15 protein-coding genes are annotated in these 16,526 nt (G+C 64.8%); 7 read left to right on the forward strand and 8 right to left on the reverse strand.

The window, feature by feature from the left end:
* Nucleotides 1-70 precede the first annotated feature (70 nt).
* Genes DUPY_RS23020 through DUPY_RS23030 form a run of 3 tightly spaced genes read right to left on the reverse strand, consistent with a single transcriptional unit; the run spans nucleotide 71 to nucleotide 3,616 of the window.
* Complete coding sequence (locus tag DUPY_RS23020) at nucleotides 71-997, reverse strand: ABC transporter permease (protein WP_070251479.1); 927 nt, start codon at nucleotides 995-997, stop codon at nucleotides 71-73.
* On the reverse strand, nucleotides 994-2,079 hold the full coding sequence (locus tag DUPY_RS23025) for an ABC transporter permease (RefSeq protein WP_070251480.1): 1,086 nt from the start codon (nucleotides 2,077-2,079) through the stop codon (nucleotides 994-996). Before DUPY_RS23025 ends, DUPY_RS23020 begins: the two co-directional genes overlap by 4 nt.
* The gene (locus DUPY_RS23030; RefSeq protein WP_070251481.1) at nucleotides 2,066-3,616 is read right to left on the reverse strand and encodes an ABC transporter ATP-binding protein; all 1,551 of its coding nucleotides are present in this window, start codon (nucleotides 3,614-3,616) and stop codon (nucleotides 2,066-2,068) included. Before DUPY_RS23030 ends, DUPY_RS23025 begins: the two co-directional genes overlap by 14 nt.
* 258 nt (nucleotides 3,617-3,874) lie before the next feature.
* Here DUPY_RS23030 and DUPY_RS23035 point away from each other — a divergent pair, with 258 nt between their 5' ends.
* From DUPY_RS23035 to DUPY_RS23055, 5 genes are all read left to right on the forward strand, one after another.
* Nucleotides 3,875-4,588, forward strand: coding sequence for a GntR family transcriptional regulator (locus tag DUPY_RS23035; protein ID WP_070251482.1), 714 nt, complete (start codon nucleotides 3,875-3,877; stop codon nucleotides 4,586-4,588).
* Nucleotides 4,589-4,659: 71 nt separating this feature from the next.
* Nucleotides 4,660-5,526, forward strand: a complete 867-nt coding sequence (locus DUPY_RS23040) for an outer envelope protein (RefSeq protein WP_070251483.1) — start codon at nucleotides 4,660-4,662, stop codon at nucleotides 5,524-5,526.
* A 21-nt stretch (nucleotides 5,527-5,547) separates the two neighbouring features.
* Complete coding sequence (locus DUPY_RS23045) at nucleotides 5,548-6,627, forward strand: BMP family ABC transporter substrate-binding protein (RefSeq protein WP_070251485.1); 1,080 nt, start codon at nucleotides 5,548-5,550, stop codon at nucleotides 6,625-6,627.
* A gap of 10 nt (nucleotides 6,628-6,637) precedes the next feature.
* The gene (locus tag DUPY_RS23050) at nucleotides 6,638-7,138 is read left to right on the forward strand and encodes a nucleoside deaminase (RefSeq protein ID WP_070251486.1); all 501 of its coding nucleotides are present in this window, start codon (nucleotides 6,638-6,640) and stop codon (nucleotides 7,136-7,138) included.
* Nucleotides 7,139-7,297: 159 nt separating this feature from the next.
* Entirely contained in the window at nucleotides 7,298-7,732 is a 435-nt protein-coding gene (locus DUPY_RS23055; RefSeq protein ID WP_229255474.1) for an EF-hand domain-containing protein, read from the forward strand.
* Here DUPY_RS23055 and DUPY_RS23060 read toward each other — a convergent pair whose 3' ends face one another.
* The 5 genes from DUPY_RS23060 to DUPY_RS23080 form a co-directional block, all read right to left on the reverse strand.
* Complete coding sequence (locus DUPY_RS23060; protein WP_070251487.1) at nucleotides 7,733-8,932, reverse strand: hybrid sensor histidine kinase/response regulator; 1,200 nt, start codon at nucleotides 8,930-8,932, stop codon at nucleotides 7,733-7,735.
* Nucleotides 8,932-9,555: a chemotaxis protein CheB gene (locus DUPY_RS23065; protein WP_070251488.1), complete on the reverse strand. Its 624-nt coding sequence runs from the start codon at nucleotides 9,553-9,555 to the stop codon at nucleotides 8,932-8,934. The genes DUPY_RS23060 and DUPY_RS23065 overlap by 1 nt, the downstream gene beginning before the upstream one ends.
* Before the next feature lie 2 nt (nucleotides 9,556-9,557).
* Nucleotides 9,558-10,373, reverse strand: coding sequence for a CheR family methyltransferase (locus DUPY_RS23070; protein WP_070251490.1), 816 nt, complete (start codon nucleotides 10,371-10,373; stop codon nucleotides 9,558-9,560).
* Nucleotides 10,373-13,936 (reverse strand): response regulator, encoded by a 3,564-nt coding sequence (locus tag DUPY_RS23075; protein ID WP_070251538.1) that lies wholly within the window; start codon nucleotides 13,934-13,936, stop codon nucleotides 10,373-10,375. Before DUPY_RS23075 ends, DUPY_RS23070 begins: the two co-directional genes overlap by 1 nt.
* Nucleotides 13,937-14,043: 107 nt before the next feature.
* Nucleotides 14,044-14,802 (reverse strand): TauD/TfdA dioxygenase family protein, encoded by a 759-nt coding sequence (locus tag DUPY_RS23080; RefSeq protein ID WP_070251493.1) that lies wholly within the window; start codon nucleotides 14,800-14,802, stop codon nucleotides 14,044-14,046.
* A 105-nt stretch (nucleotides 14,803-14,907) separates the two neighbouring features.
* On the opposite strand from DUPY_RS23080, the gene DUPY_RS23085 reads away from it, so the two are divergent.
* Together DUPY_RS23085 and DUPY_RS23090 are read left to right on the forward strand one after the other, a co-directional pair.
* Complete coding sequence (locus DUPY_RS23085; protein ID WP_070251495.1) at nucleotides 14,908-15,810, forward strand: LysR family transcriptional regulator; 903 nt, start codon at nucleotides 14,908-14,910, stop codon at nucleotides 15,808-15,810.
* 73 nt (nucleotides 15,811-15,883) lie between these two features.
* Entirely contained in the window at nucleotides 15,884-16,501 is a 618-nt protein-coding gene (locus DUPY_RS23090) for a TetR/AcrR family transcriptional regulator (protein WP_070251498.1), read from the forward strand.
* Nucleotides 16,502-16,526: the final 25 nt, after the last annotated feature.

A 16,526-nucleotide genomic window follows, 5' to 3' on the forward strand; every position in this document is an offset into this window, starting at 1 on the left:
AGTTTTCGGTATTGCGAAATATCACCAATTGTCACAATACCGGGTTTTATTGCAGCAATACAACAGCTGATCAGTCCGCTTTGAAGTTTTGACCGAGCGACATTGGCTTATTCAACAAGATTGTCTGCGGATTGCGGCAGATAATCACCAGTACCACGATGGTCGCGACATAGGGCAGCATCGACAGGAATTCCGACGGAATCGCCAGCCCCATGCCCTGGCCGTGAAATTGCAGCACCGTCACGCCGCCGAACAGGTAGGCCCCCACCAGCACGCCGCGCGGCTTCCAGGTCGCAAACACCACCTGCGCCAGCGCAATCCAGCCGCGCCCGGCCGTCATGCCCTCCACCCACATCGGCGTCAACGCCAGCGACAGGTAGGCGCCGCCCAGGCCGGCCATGGCGCCGCCGAACAGCACCGTGCCATAGCGCAGCGCGATCACGTTGAAGCCGATCGCGTGGGCGCTGTGCGGCGACTCGCCCACCGCGCGGATCACCAGGCCCAGGCGGGTACGCGCCAGCATCGAGCCAATGATGACCACCAGCGCCACCGAGGCATAGACCATGGCGTCGAACCGGAACAGCAACGGCCCGACAAATGGCAGATCGGACAGCAGCGGAATGTCGAGGTGGGGCATGCGCTCGACGGTCTGGCCCACAAAACTGCGACCGAGGAAGGCCGAGACGCCGATGCCGAACAAGGTCAGCGCCAGCCCGGTGGCCACCTGGTTGGTTTGCAGCGTGAGCACCAGGAAGCCGAACACCAGCGCCATCAACATGCCGGCCACCATCGCCGCCAACAGCCCCAGCACCATGCTGCCGGTACCGAGCGTGACGCCGAAACCGACCACGGCGCCGACCAGCATCATGCCCTCCATGCCGAGGTTGAGCACCCCGGAGCGCTCGGTCACCAGCTCGCCCATCGAGGCCACCACCAGCGGGGTGGCAGCGCCGGCGGTGCTGGCCAAAAATGCGATCAACAGTTCGGTGGTCATCATGCTGGCACTCCGGGGGTTTTATGCGGGCGCTTGTGCGGCTTCAAGCGATAATGGATGAACAGGTCGGCCGCCAGCAGGTAGAACAGCAGCAGCCCCTGGAACACGCCGGTAATCGCCGACGGCGCGCCCAGCTCGATCTGCGCGGTCTCGCCGCCGATGTACAGCAGCGACATCAACAGCGCCGACAGCACCACGCCCAGCGGGTGCAGCCGCCCCACGTAGGCGACGATGATGGCGGCAAAACCGTAGCCGGGCGACACCGACGGCTGCAACTGGCCCAGCGGCCCGGCCACTTCGCCCACGCCGGCCACGCCGGCGAGCGCGCCGCTGACCATGAAGGCGAGCCACACGTTGCGCGGCTCGGAAAAGCCGGCATACAGCGCGGCCGCCGGCGCCATGCCGCTTACCTGCATGCGGTAGCCGGCAAAGGTATGGCGGCAGAAAAACCATGCAGCACCGGCCGCCACCAGCGACAGGATGAACGCCGCGTTCAGGCGCAAGCCATCGACGAGCAGCGGCAAGGTCGCCGACGCGCTGAACATTTTCGACTGCGGAAAATTGAAACCGTCCGGGTCGCGCATCGGCCCGTGCACCAGGTAGCTGAGCAAGTGGTACGCCACGTACACCAGCATCAGGCTTACCAGGATTTCGCTGGTGTTAAAGCGCGTGCGCAGCAGCGCGGGTATCGCCGCCCACAACATGCCGCCCACGGCGCCGGCCAGTATCATCAAAGGCAGCACCCACCACGCCTCCACCTCGTGGAACTGCAGCGCCACGGCGCCAGCGGCGATCGCGCCCACCGTCAGCTGGCCGTCGGCGCCGATGTTGTTGACGTTGGCGCGAAAGCCGATGGCCAGGCCCACGCCGCACAGGATCAACGGTGTGGCTTTCAACAGCAGCTCGCCCACGCCGTACAGGGTGGTCCACGGCTTGATGAAGTACACGTAAAACGCGTGCAGCGGCGCCTGGCCGATGAACAGGAACAGCAGCGAGCCGGTGGCCAGCATGGCCACTGCCGCGATCAGCGGCGAAGCGAGCATCATGCGCCGCGAGGGTTCTGGACGTTTTTCAAGCCGGGACATTCTGCGCTCCTTGATAGTTGAAGTCACCGCTCATCCACACGCCGACTTCGTTGATGCTGGTATCTGCCACAGGCACCGCGCGCGACAGGCGGCCGTCGGCCAGTACGGCGATGCGGTCGCTGAGCATGAACAGTTCCTCGATTTCTTCCGACAGCACCAGCACCGCCACGCCGGCGTTGCGCATGTCGATGATGGCCTGGCGGATCAGCATGGCCGCACCGATATCGACGCCCCACGTGGGCTGGGCAAAGATCATCACTTTCGGTGACAGCATGATCTCGCGGCCGACAATGAACTTTTGCAGGTTGCCACCCGACAGGCTGGCAGCGGCCGAGCGCTCGCCGCCGCACTTGACCTTGAAGCGCTCGATGACGTCGCGCGCAAACGCGGCAACCGCGCCCCGTTTGACGATGCCGCGTTGAACCATGCCGGTGGCCGGTGGTACATAGCCGGTCAGCAGCGTGTTATCGGCCAGCGACAGGTCGGGCACGGCGCCGCGTCCGAGCCGTTCCTCCGGTACGAAGCCCATGCCGCGCTGGCGCCGCTGCGCCGCGTCGAGCGCCCCCACGTCCTGGCCGAACATTTGAATGGTTCCCTGGCGCCGTCCCAGCGGCCGCTCGCCCGAAATGGCTTTCAGCAGTTCCTGCTGACCGTTGCCGGAAATGCCGGCGATACCAACGATCTCGCCCGCGCGCAGCGCCAGGCTGATCTCCTTCAACCGCGTGCCGAACGGATCGTCGCTCTCGATATCGAGCGCATCGAGGTGCAACACCACGTTGCCCGGCTGCTGCGGCACACTCACGCACACGGGCAGCTCGCGGCCGATCATCAGCTCGGCCAGCGACCGCGCACTTTCCTGCTTCGGCAGCGCGGTGCCGGATACGCGCCCGCCACGCAGTACGGTGGCCTTGTCGCACAGGGTTTGAATTTCGTCGAGCTTGTGGCTGATGTAGACGATGCTCACGCCCTCGGCCGCCAGCCGCCGCAGCGACTCGAACAGTTTCAATACCGCGTCGGGCGTCAAGACCGACGTCGGCTCGTCCATGATCAGGAGCTTGGGCGACTGCAGCAGGCAGCGCACGATTTCCACGCGCTGGCGCTCGCCCACCGACATGCTGTGCACCAGCCGCGCCGGATCGAGCGGCAGACCATATTGTTCCGAGACAGCGCGGATGCGCGGCGCCAGCGCGGCCGGCGAGCGGTCATGGCCCGGCGTGTCGTCCAGCGCCAGCGCGATGTTCTCGGCCACGGTCAGCGTTTCGAACAGCGCGAAGTGCTGGAACACCATGCCGATGCCGAGCTTGCGCGCGTCGTGCGGCGAGTTGATATGCACTTGCCGGCCTTCCCACATGATCTGGCCGTCGTCGGGTTTGACCACGCCGTAGATGATCTTCATCAGCGTGCTCTTGCCGGCGCCGTTCTCACCGAGCACGGCGTGGATTTCGCCTGGCATCACGGTGAGATTGACGTCGGCGTTGGCCACCACCGAGGGATAGATCTTGGAGATGCCCAGCATCTGCAAGCGCGGTTCAGTCATCTGCCGGTCCTTTATCGTATACAAATTGGATACACGTCGAATACCTGAACAGACGCAATTAACATGCCACCGCTACCTCGTACTGCGCATGCCGCTTGAGCGTGCGCCCTGCACTAAAGCGGGATGCAAAGCTCCCCAAAAGCGTGCGGGTGGATGCAAAAACAAAGTGGTTTCGTACACAATCGTGCGGCGTTTTTGGGGCTGCCGCTAGCACGCTTCCTGCTTTACACGGCTAGCACTACTCTATGGAGCCCCACCATGCCCGACCCGCGCCCAGCCGATCCAGCTGCCGTCAAACGCGGTACCACCGCGATCGACATGCGTATCTACAAGGCGGTTGTCACTGCCGTGATGAGCCACCGCCTGCCGCCCGGCACCCACCTGGGCGAAGCCGATTTCTGCGAGCTCTATCAAGTGAGCCGCACCACCGTGCGCAAGGCGCTGCAACGGCTGGCGCATGACCACATCATCGAGTTGCGGCCCAATCGCGGCGCGGTGATCGCCTCGCCCACGCCGCAGGAGGCGCGCGAGATTTTCGCCGCCCGCCGCGCGCTGGAAAGAGAGATCGTGCCGCTGGTGATACGCCATGCCACGCCCGAATCACTGAAGCAGATCCGCGCCGCGCTGGCAGCCGAAGACGCGGCGCGGCGCAGCGGCGACCGCGCTGCCTGGATACGCCTGGGCGGCGAGTTCCACCTGCTGCTGGCGCGCCTGGCCGGCAACCACGTGCTGCTGCGCTTCATGGGCGAGCTGGTGTCGCGCTGCTCGCTGATCATCGCGCTCTACGAAACCCCGGGCAGCGCCATGTGCGAAAACGACGAACACCAGGACCTGGCCACCCTGATCGAACAGGGCAAAGTCAACCAGGCGATCCACCTGATCGAGCACCACCTGCTGGCGATCGAAGCGCGCCTGCACCTGGCGGGCCAGGACCGCAAGGTGAACCTGGCGCAGGCGCTCAAGGGGCTATGAACCCTGGCCTGATCCTTGCTAAAGAGGTAGGCAGGAAAGCAACCTGCCTTTTACTTCACCGGAGCCCGCACATGCCACGTCGTTCACGTCTGATCCGCTGCACCGCAGTTCTCGCAGTCCTTGCCGCCGGCGCTGTCGGTACCACCCACGCAGCCGACTGGAGCGACACGTCGCTCAGCTACCGCTACGGCACCAAGTTTGCCGAGCCGTTCAACGAGAACGACATTACCAAGAACATCGTCAACTTCAGCCACGCTTCCGGCTACAAGTACGGCAAGAACTTCTTCAGCGTCGATTTGCTGATGTCGTCCAATCTCGATCCTTCGTCGGCCGGTTCCAACAGCGGCGCCCACGAGGCGTACGCGGTGTACCGCCACACGCTGGACTTCGGCAAGATCGCCGGCAAGAGCTACGCCTTCGGTCCGGTACGCGGCGTGGGCGCCACCGCCGGCTTCGACTACAACAGCAAGACCGACGCCGGCTACAACTCCAAGAAGCGCATGGTGGTCGCTGGCCCGACGTTGATGCTCGACGTGCCCGGTTTCCTCGACGTGAGCCTGCTGGCGATCTGGGAGTCGAACGCGCCATACAGCACCTTCACCAACCAGGCCACGCCGCGCTACTCGTACAAGACCCACGCCATGCTGACCGGCGCCTGGGCCATCCCGTTCGACTTCGGCCTGCCGCTGAGCTTTGAAGGCTATGCCAACTTCATCACCGCCAAGGGCAAAAACGAATTCGGCGGCGGCACCGCGCCGGAAACCAATATCGACATGCAGATCATGTACGACATGAGCGGCGCCGTCGGCGCGGGCAAGAACACCTTCAAGGTCGGCGTCGAGTACCAGTACTGGAAGAACAAGTTCGGCAACCCGGACCGCAACAACAACGGCGCCACCGCCCGCACGCCGATGGTCCGCGCCGAATATCACTTTTAATTTACCCTTCGAGGAAGACGCATGATGAATCGCCGCACCGTATTGACCGCCATCGCCGCCGCCTGCACCCTGGCCGCCGCCATCCCGTCGTTCGCCGCCGAGCCGTTGAAGGTGGGTTTTGTCTACGTGGGCCCGGTCGGCGACGCCGGCTGGACCTACGCCCACGACCAGGGCCGCCTGGCGCTGGAAAAAGCCCTGGGCGCGCAAGTGAAAACCACCTTCGTGGAAAACGTGCCGGAAGGCGCCGACTCCGAACGCGTGATCCGCAAGCTGGTCGCCGAAGGCAACAAGCTGATTTTCACCACGTCGTTCGGCTACATGAACGCCACCGAAAAAGTGGCCAGGTCGGCGCCCGGCGTGACCTTCATCCACGCCACCGGCTTCAAACGCGCCAAGAACCTGGCCACGTACGAATCGCGCTTGTACGAAGGCTCTTACCTGAACGGCATCCTGGCCGGCAAGATGACCAAGTCGAACACGCTCGGCTTCGTCGCCTCGTTCCCGGTGCCGGAAGTGATCCGCAACATCAACGCGTTTACGCTCGGTGCGCAAAGCGTGAACCCGAAAATCAAGACCAAGGTGATCTGGGTGAACTCGTGGTACGACCCGGCCAAGGAACGCCAGGCGGCTGAGACCCTGGTGGCGCAGGGCGCGGACGTGATGGCGCAAAACACCGACTCGCCGGCCACGCTGCAAGTGGCGCAGGAAAAAGGCGTGTACGCGTTCGGCTGGGATTCCGACATGTCGCGCTTCGCCCCCAAGGCGCATCTCACCGCCGCCACCAACGACTGGTCGGGCTATTACATCGACGCGGCCAAGGCGGTGATTGCCGGCACCTGGAAGACCAGCGACTACCGCGGCGGCCTGAAGGAAGGCATGGTCAAGATGTCGAAGCTGAACGCGGTGGTGCCGGCTGACGCGGCCAAGCTCTACGAGGAGAAAAAGGCCGCGCTTACCGCCGGCACGTTTGCCCCGTTCACCGGCCCGATCAAGGATCAAACGGGCGCCATCAAGTACGCCGCCGGCGTGCGCGCGCCGGAAAAAGACGTGATCTCGATGAACTTCTACGTGCAGGGCGTCGATGGCAAGATTCCAAAGTAAGGAGCACACCATGACCGCCATCGCCATCGCCACCGCCCAGGACCACGCTTTTCTGACCGAAGTACTGGCGCTGGCGCAGCGCTCGCGCGACCAGGGCCACCATCCGTTTGCCGCCATGGTGGTGGCGGCGGACGGCACGGTGATTTCGTCGGCGATGAACGCATCATCGTCCGACCGCACCGCGCACGCCGAGATGAACGCGCTGCGTCTCGCTTCGCAACAGTTCGGCCCGGCCGAACTGGCCACGGCCACGCTGTATGCCAACGCCGAACCGTGCGCCATGTGCAGTGGCGGCACCTACTGGAGCGGCGTCGGGCGAGTCGTGTACGCGCTGTCGGAAGCGAGCCTGCTGCAACTGACCGGTAGCGATCCCGAAAATCCGACCCTGGCGCTGCCGTGTCGGACCGTGTTCGCAGCCGGCCAGCGCCCGACCGAGGTGATCGGGCCGCTCCACGAGGACGAGGCGCGGCTGGCGCATGCGGGGTTCTGGAAGAACCCGGAAAATGATTAATTAGACAAAGTTGTTGCTCTGAAGTGATGTATTCGGGCCACAACCGTGGCCGGCAGGCGCGCGCGTTTGCCGGCCATAACGACTTCAATTGCTAATTTGTCTTAATCGGATCACAGTATCACCCTGAACCAGGCATCACGCGATGCGGGGGAGATAACTATGACGACATTACAACTATTAGCCGCCACAGCGGCGACGGTCGGCAGCCTGTCCATGGCGCCGGCACAGGCCCAGACACCACCTGCCGACATGGCCGTGCATATGACGGCCAAGGCAGCCGTGTCCACGCCCTATTCCGATGCCTATGTGCGGCGTTCAATGCGTCAGCCCAAGCGTGATGCTGCTCCAGCGGCAGCGTCGGGCACGGCGCCGATCTTGCTGCGCCTGCAGCCGATGCAGAATTTAAAAAAACGCTTCAATGACGCCGACCTCGATCACAGCGGCACCCTGAACCGCGAAGAAGCGCAGCAGGCCGGGCTGTCGGTGGTCGAGAAGAACTTCGACAACATCGACACCGCCCAGCGCGGCCACGTCACCATCGACGACCTCAACGCCTACCTGATCCGCCGCCGCGAAGAAGCCAATTCCCGGTAATCAGATTGGTGGCGCGTCCGAGCGTGGCAAGGCGAGCGTGAAGACTGCGCCCTCGCCCGGCACGCTGCGCACGGTCAGGCTGCCTTGGTGCACCTCGGCCAGTTCGCGCGAGATGTACAGGCCCAGGCCCAGGCCGGACGGCACTTCGTTGCCCACGCCGCGCTCGTACGGTTCGAAAATTTTCTGTTGCAGCTCGGGTGCGATGCCCGGGCCCTGGTCGCGTACCTCGACCAGCACCTGCTCTTCCTGCACCGTCAGCACGACCGACACCGGCATCTGGGCGCCGTAGCGCATGGCGTTGGTGAGCAGGTTGACGACGATCTGCTCGATGCGGAACTCGTCCCACCAGCCCGACACCGGCGTGCCGGCATCGAGGCCGATGCTGCAGCCGGCGGTCGACGCTTGCGGCGTCAGGTCATGCACCACCCGCCGCAGCAAGCCCGACATTTCCACCCAGCCCGGCCGCAGCGACAATTTGCCGGACCGGATGCGCGAAACGTCGAGCATGTCGTCGATCAGGCGGATGATGCTCTGGATCTGGCGGTCGTCGCGCGCCACCATGCGCTGCAACTGCTCGGCGCCGAAGGCCGCCATGTTGCCGCGCTCGAGCTGCATCTTGCGCAACTGGGTTTCCAGGTACAGCGTGTTGAGCGGGGTGCGCATCTCGTGCGAGACCATCGACATGAATTCGTCGCGCATGGCCAGCGCGCGCTGCAACTGCCCTTGCGCCACGTTCAGTTCGGCCAGCATGGCTTCCTGTGCCTGGCGCGCCTGTTCCAGCGCCAGTACCTGGCGCCGCATCGCTTCGCGCTGTTCCCACAGCGCCACGAACACCTCGACCTTGCCGCGCACGGCGCGCGAATCGAGCGGCTTGTACAGCACATCGACCGCGCCGGCCTCGTAGCCCTTGAACGAGTAGTTGAGTTCCTTGCCAGCGGCCGTGACGAAGACGATCGGGATTTGCCGGGTTTTCTCGGTGCCGCGCATCAGTTCGGCCAGCTCAAAGCCGTCCATGCCCGGCATCTGCACGTCGAGAAAGGCCATGGCAAAGTCGTGCTGGAGCAGCAGCGCCAGCGCTTCTTCACCGGAGCCGGCCTGGAAGATCTCGCGGCCCGGGCCCCGGATCACGGCGTTCAGGGCTTGCAGGTTTTCCGGCAGATCGTCGACGATCAGCAGTTTGGTCGGTTGCTCGGCTTGCATCAGTTCTTCTCCAGCTTCAACAGCAATGTATGGATCGCATCCAGCGGAAGCACCAGGTCGGGGCGGCGCACGCGGATCGCTTCCTGCGGCATGGTGGCCACTTCGGCATCTTGAGGGTCTTGCACGACAGTGAGGCCGCCGGCGCGGCCGATGGCCGCCATGCCTGCGGCGCCATCGTGGTTGGCCCCGGTCAGTAATACGCCCAGCAGGGCCGGCCCGTAGGCATCGGCCGCCGACTCCATCAGGATGTCGATCGACGGGCGGGCAAAATTGCGCGGCGCTTCGCAGCTCAGGGAAAAGCAGTAATCCGACTCGACAGACAAATGGTAGCCGGAACCGGCAAAGTACAGCGTCCCGGACGCCAGCGTTTCCTTGTCGGCCGCCTCGCGCACCGGCAGCGCCATGCGCTGGGCAAACACGTCGGCAAGCTGGCTCTGGCGGTTTTCCGGCACGTGCAGCACCGCCACCACGGCCGGCGCATACTGTTTCGGCAAACCCGGCAGCAGCTTGAGCAGCGCCCCGACGCCGCCGGCCGACGCGCCGATCACCACCGCCGCAATGCGGGTGCGATGGCTGGCCAGGACAGCGTCGATGGCGGTGAGGGCAAGAGCAGCGTCGAGCATGATCAGCGCTTGCGGAACAGCCGTTCGCGCTTGACGATCGGCTCGAAGGCGGGACCGTAGGCGGAAAAGTCGATGCTCTCCTTGCTGCCCAGTCCCAAAAAGCCGCGGTGGCACAGCGACTCGTGGAACAGGCCGAAGGCGCGCTCCTGCAATTTCTTCTTAAAGTAGATCATCACGTTGCGGCAGCTGATCAAGTGGGTTTCGGCAAACACCGCGTCGGTGGCCAGGCTGTGGTCGGCAAAGGTGACGTTCTCGCACAGCGCGCCGTCGAACAGGGCGGCGTTGTAGGCGGCCGTGTAGTAATCGGAAAAACTGCGGGTGCCGCCGGCGGCCTGGTAGTTGGCCGTGTACTCGCGCATGGCGTCGAGCGGGAACACGCCTTTGCGCGCTTTTTCCAGCGACTGCGGATTGATGTCGGTGGCGTAGATCATGCTGCGCTCGAGCAGGCCCTCTTCCTTGAGCAGGATCGCCATCGAATACACTTCTTCGCCGGTGCTGCTGCCGGCGATCCAGATCTTCAGCGACGGGTACGTGCGCAGCACCGGCATCACCTGTTCGCGCAGCGCCAGCCAGTAGCTGGGGTCGCGGAACATCGACGTCACCGGGATGGTCAGGTATTGCAGCAGCTGGCTGAAGGCGGCCGGTTCGTGCATGATGCGCGCCTGCAGCGCCGAGATGGTTTCACAGTCCATGTCGCGCATCGCATGCAGCACGCGGCGCTTTTGCGAGGCCCCCGTGTAATCGCGGAAATCATAGCTGTACTTCATGTAGATGGCTTCCATCAACACTTTGATTTCGATGTCGGTGTCGGTGTGCATCAGCCGCCCCGTTCGCCGTTGGGCATCCACACGCGCAACAGCGAGTACAGGCGCGACAGATCGATCGGCTTGGCCAGGTAGTCGCTGGCGCCGGCGGCCAGGCATTGCTCCTGGTCGTCCTTCATGGCTTTGGCGGTAATGGCGATAATCGGCAGGCGCTCGAAGCGGGCGTCGGCGCGGATGCGGCGCGTCGCTTCCAGGCCGTCCATGCCCGGCATCATCACGTCCATCAGCACCAGGTCGATGTCCGGGTTGGCGTCCATCTTCTCGATCGCTTCGAAGCCGTTGCGGCCCACTTCCACCAGCACGCCCTTCTGTTCCAGCGCGCTGGTGAGCGCGAAGATGTTGCGCACGTCGTCATCGACCAGCAGGATGCGCCGGCCCTCGAACACGCGGTCGCGCGAGCGCACCGTGCGCAGCATGGTCTGGCGCTCGGACGACAGGTCCGCCTCCACCTTGTGCAGGAATAGCGTGACTTCGTCGAGCAGGCGCTCCGGCGACCGGGCGCCCTTGATGATGATCGAGCGCGAATACTTGTGCAGGTCGGCTTCTTCCGCGCGCGACAGGTTGCGGCCCGTGTACACGATCACCGGCGGGAAGGCGGCCAGCTGCTCGCCTGCCATTTTTTGCAGCAGCTCGTTGCCCTGCATGTCCGGCAGTTTCAGGTCGATGATCATGCAGTCGTAGATGGTCGTGCGCAGCAGCGCCAGCGCTTCTTCGCCGGTGCCGACCGCGACGATTTCGACGTCATCGTCCGAGATCAGCTGCACCACGCTGTCGCGCTGGCGGTCGTCGTCTTCCACCAGCAACACGCGCTTGATCTTTTGCGTGAGCTTGGTTTCGATCAGGCGGAACACGTCCACCAGCTGGTCGCGCGTGGCCGGTTTCAAGGCGTAGCCGATGGCGCCCAGGTGCAGCGCGGCTTCGCCGTTCTCGCTGCCGGAGACCACGTGCACCGGGATGTGGCGGGTGGTGGCGTCGTCTTTCAGCAGTTGCAGCACCGACAGGCCGGAGCGGTCGGGCAGGCGGATATCGAGCAGCACCGCGTCCGGGCGGTACTGGCGCGCCAGTTCCAGGCCCTCGTCGGCGTGGAAGGCCACCAGGCAGCGGTACTGCTTTTCGTGCGCCAGGTCGTACAAGATGCGGGCGAAGTTGGCGTCGTCCTCGATCACCAGCACGGTGCGACGGCTGGCGACGCCGTGGGGCACGGCGTCGATCTCGTCGCGGTCGTCCTCGAACGGGCGCACGCGCGGTGGCGGCGGCTCGGTTGGCGCTGCGGCCGGCTTCGGCGCCATCGCCTTCCATGGCGCGGCAGCTGGAACGGACACTGGCTGCAGCACCGCGGGAGCATGGGTATGACCGTCTGCATCGAGCTCGGCCGGCGCGCTGGCGCTGCCCAGGCGCGGACCGGCCTCGGGCGCGGTAAACGCCAGCGGCATGGTCAGGGTGAAGCAGCTGCCTTGTCCCACTTCGGATGCCAGGCTGATGCTGCCGCCCAGCAGATGCGCCAGGTCGCGCGAAATCGACAGGCCCAGGCCGGTGCCGCCGTACTTGCGGCTGGTGGTGCCGTCGGCCTGCTGGAAGGCGTTGAAGATGCCGAGCTGGTCTTCCGGGCGGATGCCGATGCCGGTGTCGTGCACCGAGAATGCCACGGCGTCGCTGCCCACGCGCTCGAGGCTCAGCGTGATCTGGCCGGTGCTGGTGAACTTGAGCGCATTCGACAGCAGGTTTTTCAGGATCTGCTCAAGGCGCTGGCGGTCGGAGACCATGTGCGGCGGCACGTCGTCGGCCACCTGCACCTGGAACGCCAGTTTCTTTTGCTGGGCCAGCGGCTCGAACACCATGCCCATGCCTTCGGCCACGTGGCGCAGCGACAGCTGCTCGGGCACCAGTTCCAGCTTGCCCGCCTCCACCTTGGAGATGTCGAGAATGTCGTTGATCAGGTTGAGCAGGTCGTTGCCGGCCGAATAAATGGTGTTGGCGAAGCGCACCTGCTCGTCGTTGAGATTGCCGAGGCTATTTTCCGACAGCAGCTTGGCCAGGATCAGCGAGCTGTTCAACGGCGTGCGCAGCTCGTGCGACATATTCGCCAGGAACTGCGATTTATACTGGCTGGCGCGCTCGAGTTCGGCGGCGCGGTCTTCCAGGTCCTGCTGCGCCTGCGTGAGGGCGGCGTTTTTCTGGTCGAGCGCCTGGCCCTGCTCGGCCAGCTGTTCGTTGGTCTGTTCGAGTTCGGCTTTCTGGTTTTCCAGGCTCGCTTGCGATTCTTCCAGCACGCGCGATTGCTCTTCCAGTTCCTCGTTGGCGGTGCGCAGTTCTTCCTGCTGCACTTGCAGTTCTTCGTTCAGTTGCTGGGTTTCGGCCAGCACTTCCTGCAGGCGCTGGCGCGAATGGCTTGCTTCGATGGCGTTGCCGATATTGCCCTTGACCAGGTTGAGGAAATCGACGTCGCGGGTAGTGATTGGGCGCAGCAGGCCCAGTTCCACCACGCCATTGATCACGCCGTCGTTGTCGAGCGGGGCCAGCATCACGCTGGCGGCCGGACCGGTACCCAGGCCCGAGCTGACCTGGATGTAATCGACCGGCACCTGGTCGAGGCGGATCAGGCGCCGTTCCAGCGCCGCCTGCGCCACCAGCGTTTCGGACGGATGCATTTTCTGTTCGCGTGCGTCCCACTCGGCCGAGAAGCCGTACGACGCTACCCGGTGGAAGCTGCCGTCCGGTGCGCGCAGGTACAGCGCGCCGACGACGACGTCCATGTAGCGCGCCAAAAATTGCAACAGCGCTGACGACAGTTGCGGCAGCGCCATCTGGCCGATGCCCTGCTGGGCCAGCTCGCTCTGGCCGGTGCGCAGCCACGCCTGCTGTTGCAGCAGGTCGGCGTGTTCGGTGTGCTGCAACAGGACGTCGTTGTAGACGCGGGACAGGCCCAGCAGCTCGCGGCGGCCAAACCAGGCCAGCGCGCCGCCCACGCCCAAGGTCAGCAGCAGGTACACGGCCGCCACCACGATGGTGACGGTGCGCGCGGTATCGTTGCGCTCCTGGCGCATGCGTGCTTCGGTGCTGATGAAGGCGTCGAGCAGGCGGCGGATCTCGTCGAACTGGGTTTTGCCACGCGCGGTTTTGACCGGCCCGGTGACGTCGCCGTTGGCCGCCCGTATCGCGACCATTTCTTGCGCATACTTGTCCCAGCCGGCGTGCTGGGCCTGGATATTGCGCAGTCGGTCCACCTGGGCCGGGTTGTCTTCTACCAGTTGCAGCAAGGTCTCGATACTGGCCTTGACCTTGGGCTTGGATAGCACGTACGGTTCCAGGAACGCTTCGTCGCCGGCCAGCAGGTAGCCGCGCATGCCGGTTTCCATGTCGACCATCTGCTTGCTGATCTCGTTGGCGCTGCCGATTACCCGTTCGCTGTGTTCGACCCAGTTCATGGTCGTGATCAAATAGATCAGCAACACGACAAATACGCCGGCGCTGACAACGCCGGACGCCAGCGGCAAGGTGATGTTGCGGGCAAGGATGCGGCGGAACGACTGGTCGTCCATCGACGATTTGTTAGGCATGATGCGGACCAAGATATCTTGTGAAGCGAGAAGTTTATCGCATTTACAAGCTTGATAAGGCAGCCCGCCAATCGTGCGGCAGAGAAATAACTGCCGCACGATTGTTACTATTGCCAGATCACCCCATCGGCGCGCACCGTGGTGCGGTTGAGGATGCGCCGGCTGTCACCCGTCAGCGGCGTGGCCTTGTGGGCGACCCGCAAATTATCGGCCACCACCACGTCGCCGGGCAGCCAGTGATGGCGGTAGCTGGCGCCGGGGCGCGAATAGTGGCGGTCGATCGCCGCCATCACTTCGCGCGACTGTGCGCTGTTGTAGCCGAGCACGCCAGCGGTCAGGCCCACGTTCAGATACAGGCCCGGCACGTCGGTGTGCGGATGGCGCAGCACCAGCGGGTGCACCACGCCGTTGCGGTGGGCGGTCGTCAAGGCGTCGAATTCCGCGCGGATTTCGTCGTTGAGCTCGGCATATGCCTGCTGCAAGTCGGTAAACAGCGTATCGCCGCCCTGGTCCGATTGCACCACCGTGTACCAGAAACTGACCGGGGTCGGATCGTCGCGGAACGAGCCGTCCGAGTGCCAGTAGCGGCCCACCTCGACGTGGCCGTCCTCGGGCCGGCTGGCCACGCGGAAGATTTCCGGCACGCCCGGCAATTGCCCGCGCACGGTGGGAAACACTTCCAGCGTGCCGAACAGGCGGGTGGCGGCCAGTTGCTGCTCGGGCGCCAGGGTCTGGCCGCGGATCACCAGCAAGCCGTGCTCGACCAGAGCGGCGCGCAGGTCGCGGCCCATGGCGGGGTTGGCGTCGCGCAGGTCCAGCCCTTCGATGGTGGCGCCGAATCCTTCAGTATGTGCAGTGAGTTTCATATGGCCTCCTCAGCCGTGAATGGTTGAAACCACTATAGATCGGCTGGGCAGTGCTGATAATATGGGCGCCATCGCATACACCTTTGCGCACTGCGCAACGCCACCATGGATCGCTTCGCCGAACTCAACGCTTTCAGCCTGGTCGCCAGTCACGGCGGCTTTTCCGCCGCCGCCCGCCAGCTCGGTGTGGCCACCTCGTCGGTTACACGCCTGGTCGATGCGCTCGAACAGCGCCTGGGCGCGCCACTGCTGAACCGCTCTACCCGCAGCATCACGCTCACCGACAGTGGCCGCACCTATCTCGAGCACGCCAACCAGATCCTGGCCGCGCTGGCCGAGGCCGACGATGCGGCCGGCGGCGGCGATGGCGAACCGCAGGGCCTGCTGCGGGTGGCAGCACCGGTCACGCTGGCGATCCGCTACCTGGCGCCCTTGCTGCCCGGCCTGGCCGAACGCTACCCGCGCCTGCGACTCGACCTGCGCCTGGCCGACAGCGTGACCCACCTGGTCGATGAAGCGATCGACGTGGCGATCCGCATCGGCAGCCCGCCGCAACAGCCGAACCTGATCGCCCGCAAGCTGGCCGGCCACCGCCGCCACATCGTGGCCAGCCCCGCCTACCTGGCGCACCATGGCACGCCGGGCACGCCGCAGGACCTGGCCGCCCACAACTGCCTGCAATTCGCCTACGGCGCCAGCCGCCACAGCTGGCACTTGCGCAGCGCGGACGAAACGGTGGAAGTGGAAGTGACCGGCACGCTCACGGTCAACAACAGCGAACTGCTGCGCCTGGCGGCCTGCGATGGCCTGGGCCTGGCGCTGCTGCCGGCCTGGCTCGTGCAAAGCGATCTCGACAGCGGCGCCCTGGTGGCCGTGCTGCCCGGGCACGAAGCCAACCCGGGCCAGATGGACATCGGCATCTACGCCGTGTACCCGGCCAGCCGGCGCGGTTCGGCCAAGATCCGCTTGCTGATCGACTTGCTGCAGGCGGCGTTGCCGGATGAGTAGCGCAGTGGACTGGCATTGATTGACATACGCAGCGTATGCTAATAACATACGCTGCGTATGTAAAAGGATTGCCATGACCGCCCTCCCCCGTCGCACCCGTGCCGACATGATCGAAGCAACCCGCGCCAGGCTGATCGCCACGGCGCGCCGCGCGTTTGCCGAACAGGGCTATGCCCAGACCTCGATGGACCAGTTCACCGCTGCCGCTGGCCTCACGCGCGGCGCGCTGTACCACCACTTCGGCAGCAAGGAGAAATTGCTGCTGGCGGTGATCGACCAGCTTGAAGCTGAAGTGGCCGTGCAACTGCAAGCCAAAGCCGACGCCGCGCCCACGCCCTGGCTGGCGCTGCGTGCGCGCTGTTGCGGTTACCTGGAACTGGCGCGGGTGCCGGAGCTGCGCCGCATCATTTTGCAGGATGCCCGCGCCATGTTCGGCGACGTACCGCAGGTCCATCAAAGCGCCGGCGTTGCCGTGCTCGAACGCGAACTGCAGGCACTGATCGACGCCGGCACGGCGGCGCCCGGCCACGCCGGCGTGCTGGCGCGCATGTTGTACGGCGCAGTGACGGAGGCGGCGTTCTGGATCGCCGAAGCATCCGGCGACGGTGCTGACGATGCCAATGCCGAGGTCCGCCTGGCAGTGTCGATTGCCAGCCTCGACCAACTGTTGCGCGGCCTGCTGGCGCGCTGACCTTCTCACCTTCGAAAGACCCCAC

It is taken from the genome of Duganella phyllosphaerae (genome assembly GCF_001758785.1).
GTDB lineage: Bacteria > Pseudomonadota > Gammaproteobacteria > Burkholderiales > Burkholderiaceae_D > Rugamonas > Rugamonas phyllosphaerae.

Bases quoted from the DNA above. Each gene is read 5' to 3' on its own strand.
- DUPY_RS23020 (WP_070251479.1), bottom strand. From the start codon at position 997: ATGATGACCACCGAACTGTTGATCGCATTTTTGGCCAGCACCGCCGGC.
- DUPY_RS23025 (WP_070251480.1), bottom strand. From the start codon at position 2,079: ATGTCCCGGCTTGAAAAACGTCCAGAACCCTCGCGGCGCATGATGCTC.
- DUPY_RS23030 (WP_070251481.1), bottom strand. From the start codon at position 3,616: ATGACTGAACCGCGCTTGCAGATGCTGGGCATCTCCAAGATCTATCCC.
- DUPY_RS23035 (WP_070251482.1), top strand. From the start codon at position 3,875: ATGCCCGACCCGCGCCCAGCCGATCCAGCTGCCGTCAAACGCGGTACC.
- DUPY_RS23040 (WP_070251483.1), top strand. From the start codon at position 4,660: ATGCCACGTCGTTCACGTCTGATCCGCTGCACCGCAGTTCTCGCAGTC.
- DUPY_RS23045 (WP_070251485.1), top strand. From the start codon at position 5,548: ATGATGAATCGCCGCACCGTATTGACCGCCATCGCCGCCGCCTGCACC.
- DUPY_RS23050 (WP_070251486.1), top strand. From the start codon at position 6,638: ATGACCGCCATCGCCATCGCCACCGCCCAGGACCACGCTTTTCTGACC.
- DUPY_RS23055 (WP_229255474.1), top strand. From the start codon at position 7,298: ATGACGACATTACAACTATTAGCCGCCACAGCGGCGACGGTCGGCAGC.
- DUPY_RS23060 (WP_070251487.1), bottom strand. From the start codon at position 8,932: ATGCAAGCCGAGCAACCGACCAAACTGCTGATCGTCGACGATCTGCCG.
- DUPY_RS23065 (WP_070251488.1), bottom strand. From the start codon at position 9,555: ATGCTCGACGCTGCTCTTGCCCTCACCGCCATCGACGCTGTCCTGGCC.
- DUPY_RS23070 (WP_070251490.1), bottom strand. From the start codon at position 10,373: ATGCACACCGACACCGACATCGAAATCAAAGTGTTGATGGAAGCCATC.
- DUPY_RS23075 (WP_070251538.1), bottom strand. From the start codon at position 13,936: ATGCCTAACAAATCGTCGATGGACGACCAGTCGTTCCGCCGCATCCTT.
- DUPY_RS23080 (WP_070251493.1), bottom strand. From the start codon at position 14,802: ATGAAACTCACTGCACATACTGAAGGATTCGGCGCCACCATCGAAGGG.
- DUPY_RS23085 (WP_070251495.1), top strand. From the start codon at position 14,908: ATGGATCGCTTCGCCGAACTCAACGCTTTCAGCCTGGTCGCCAGTCAC.
- DUPY_RS23090 (WP_070251498.1), top strand. From the start codon at position 15,884: ATGACCGCCCTCCCCCGTCGCACCCGTGCCGACATGATCGAAGCAACC.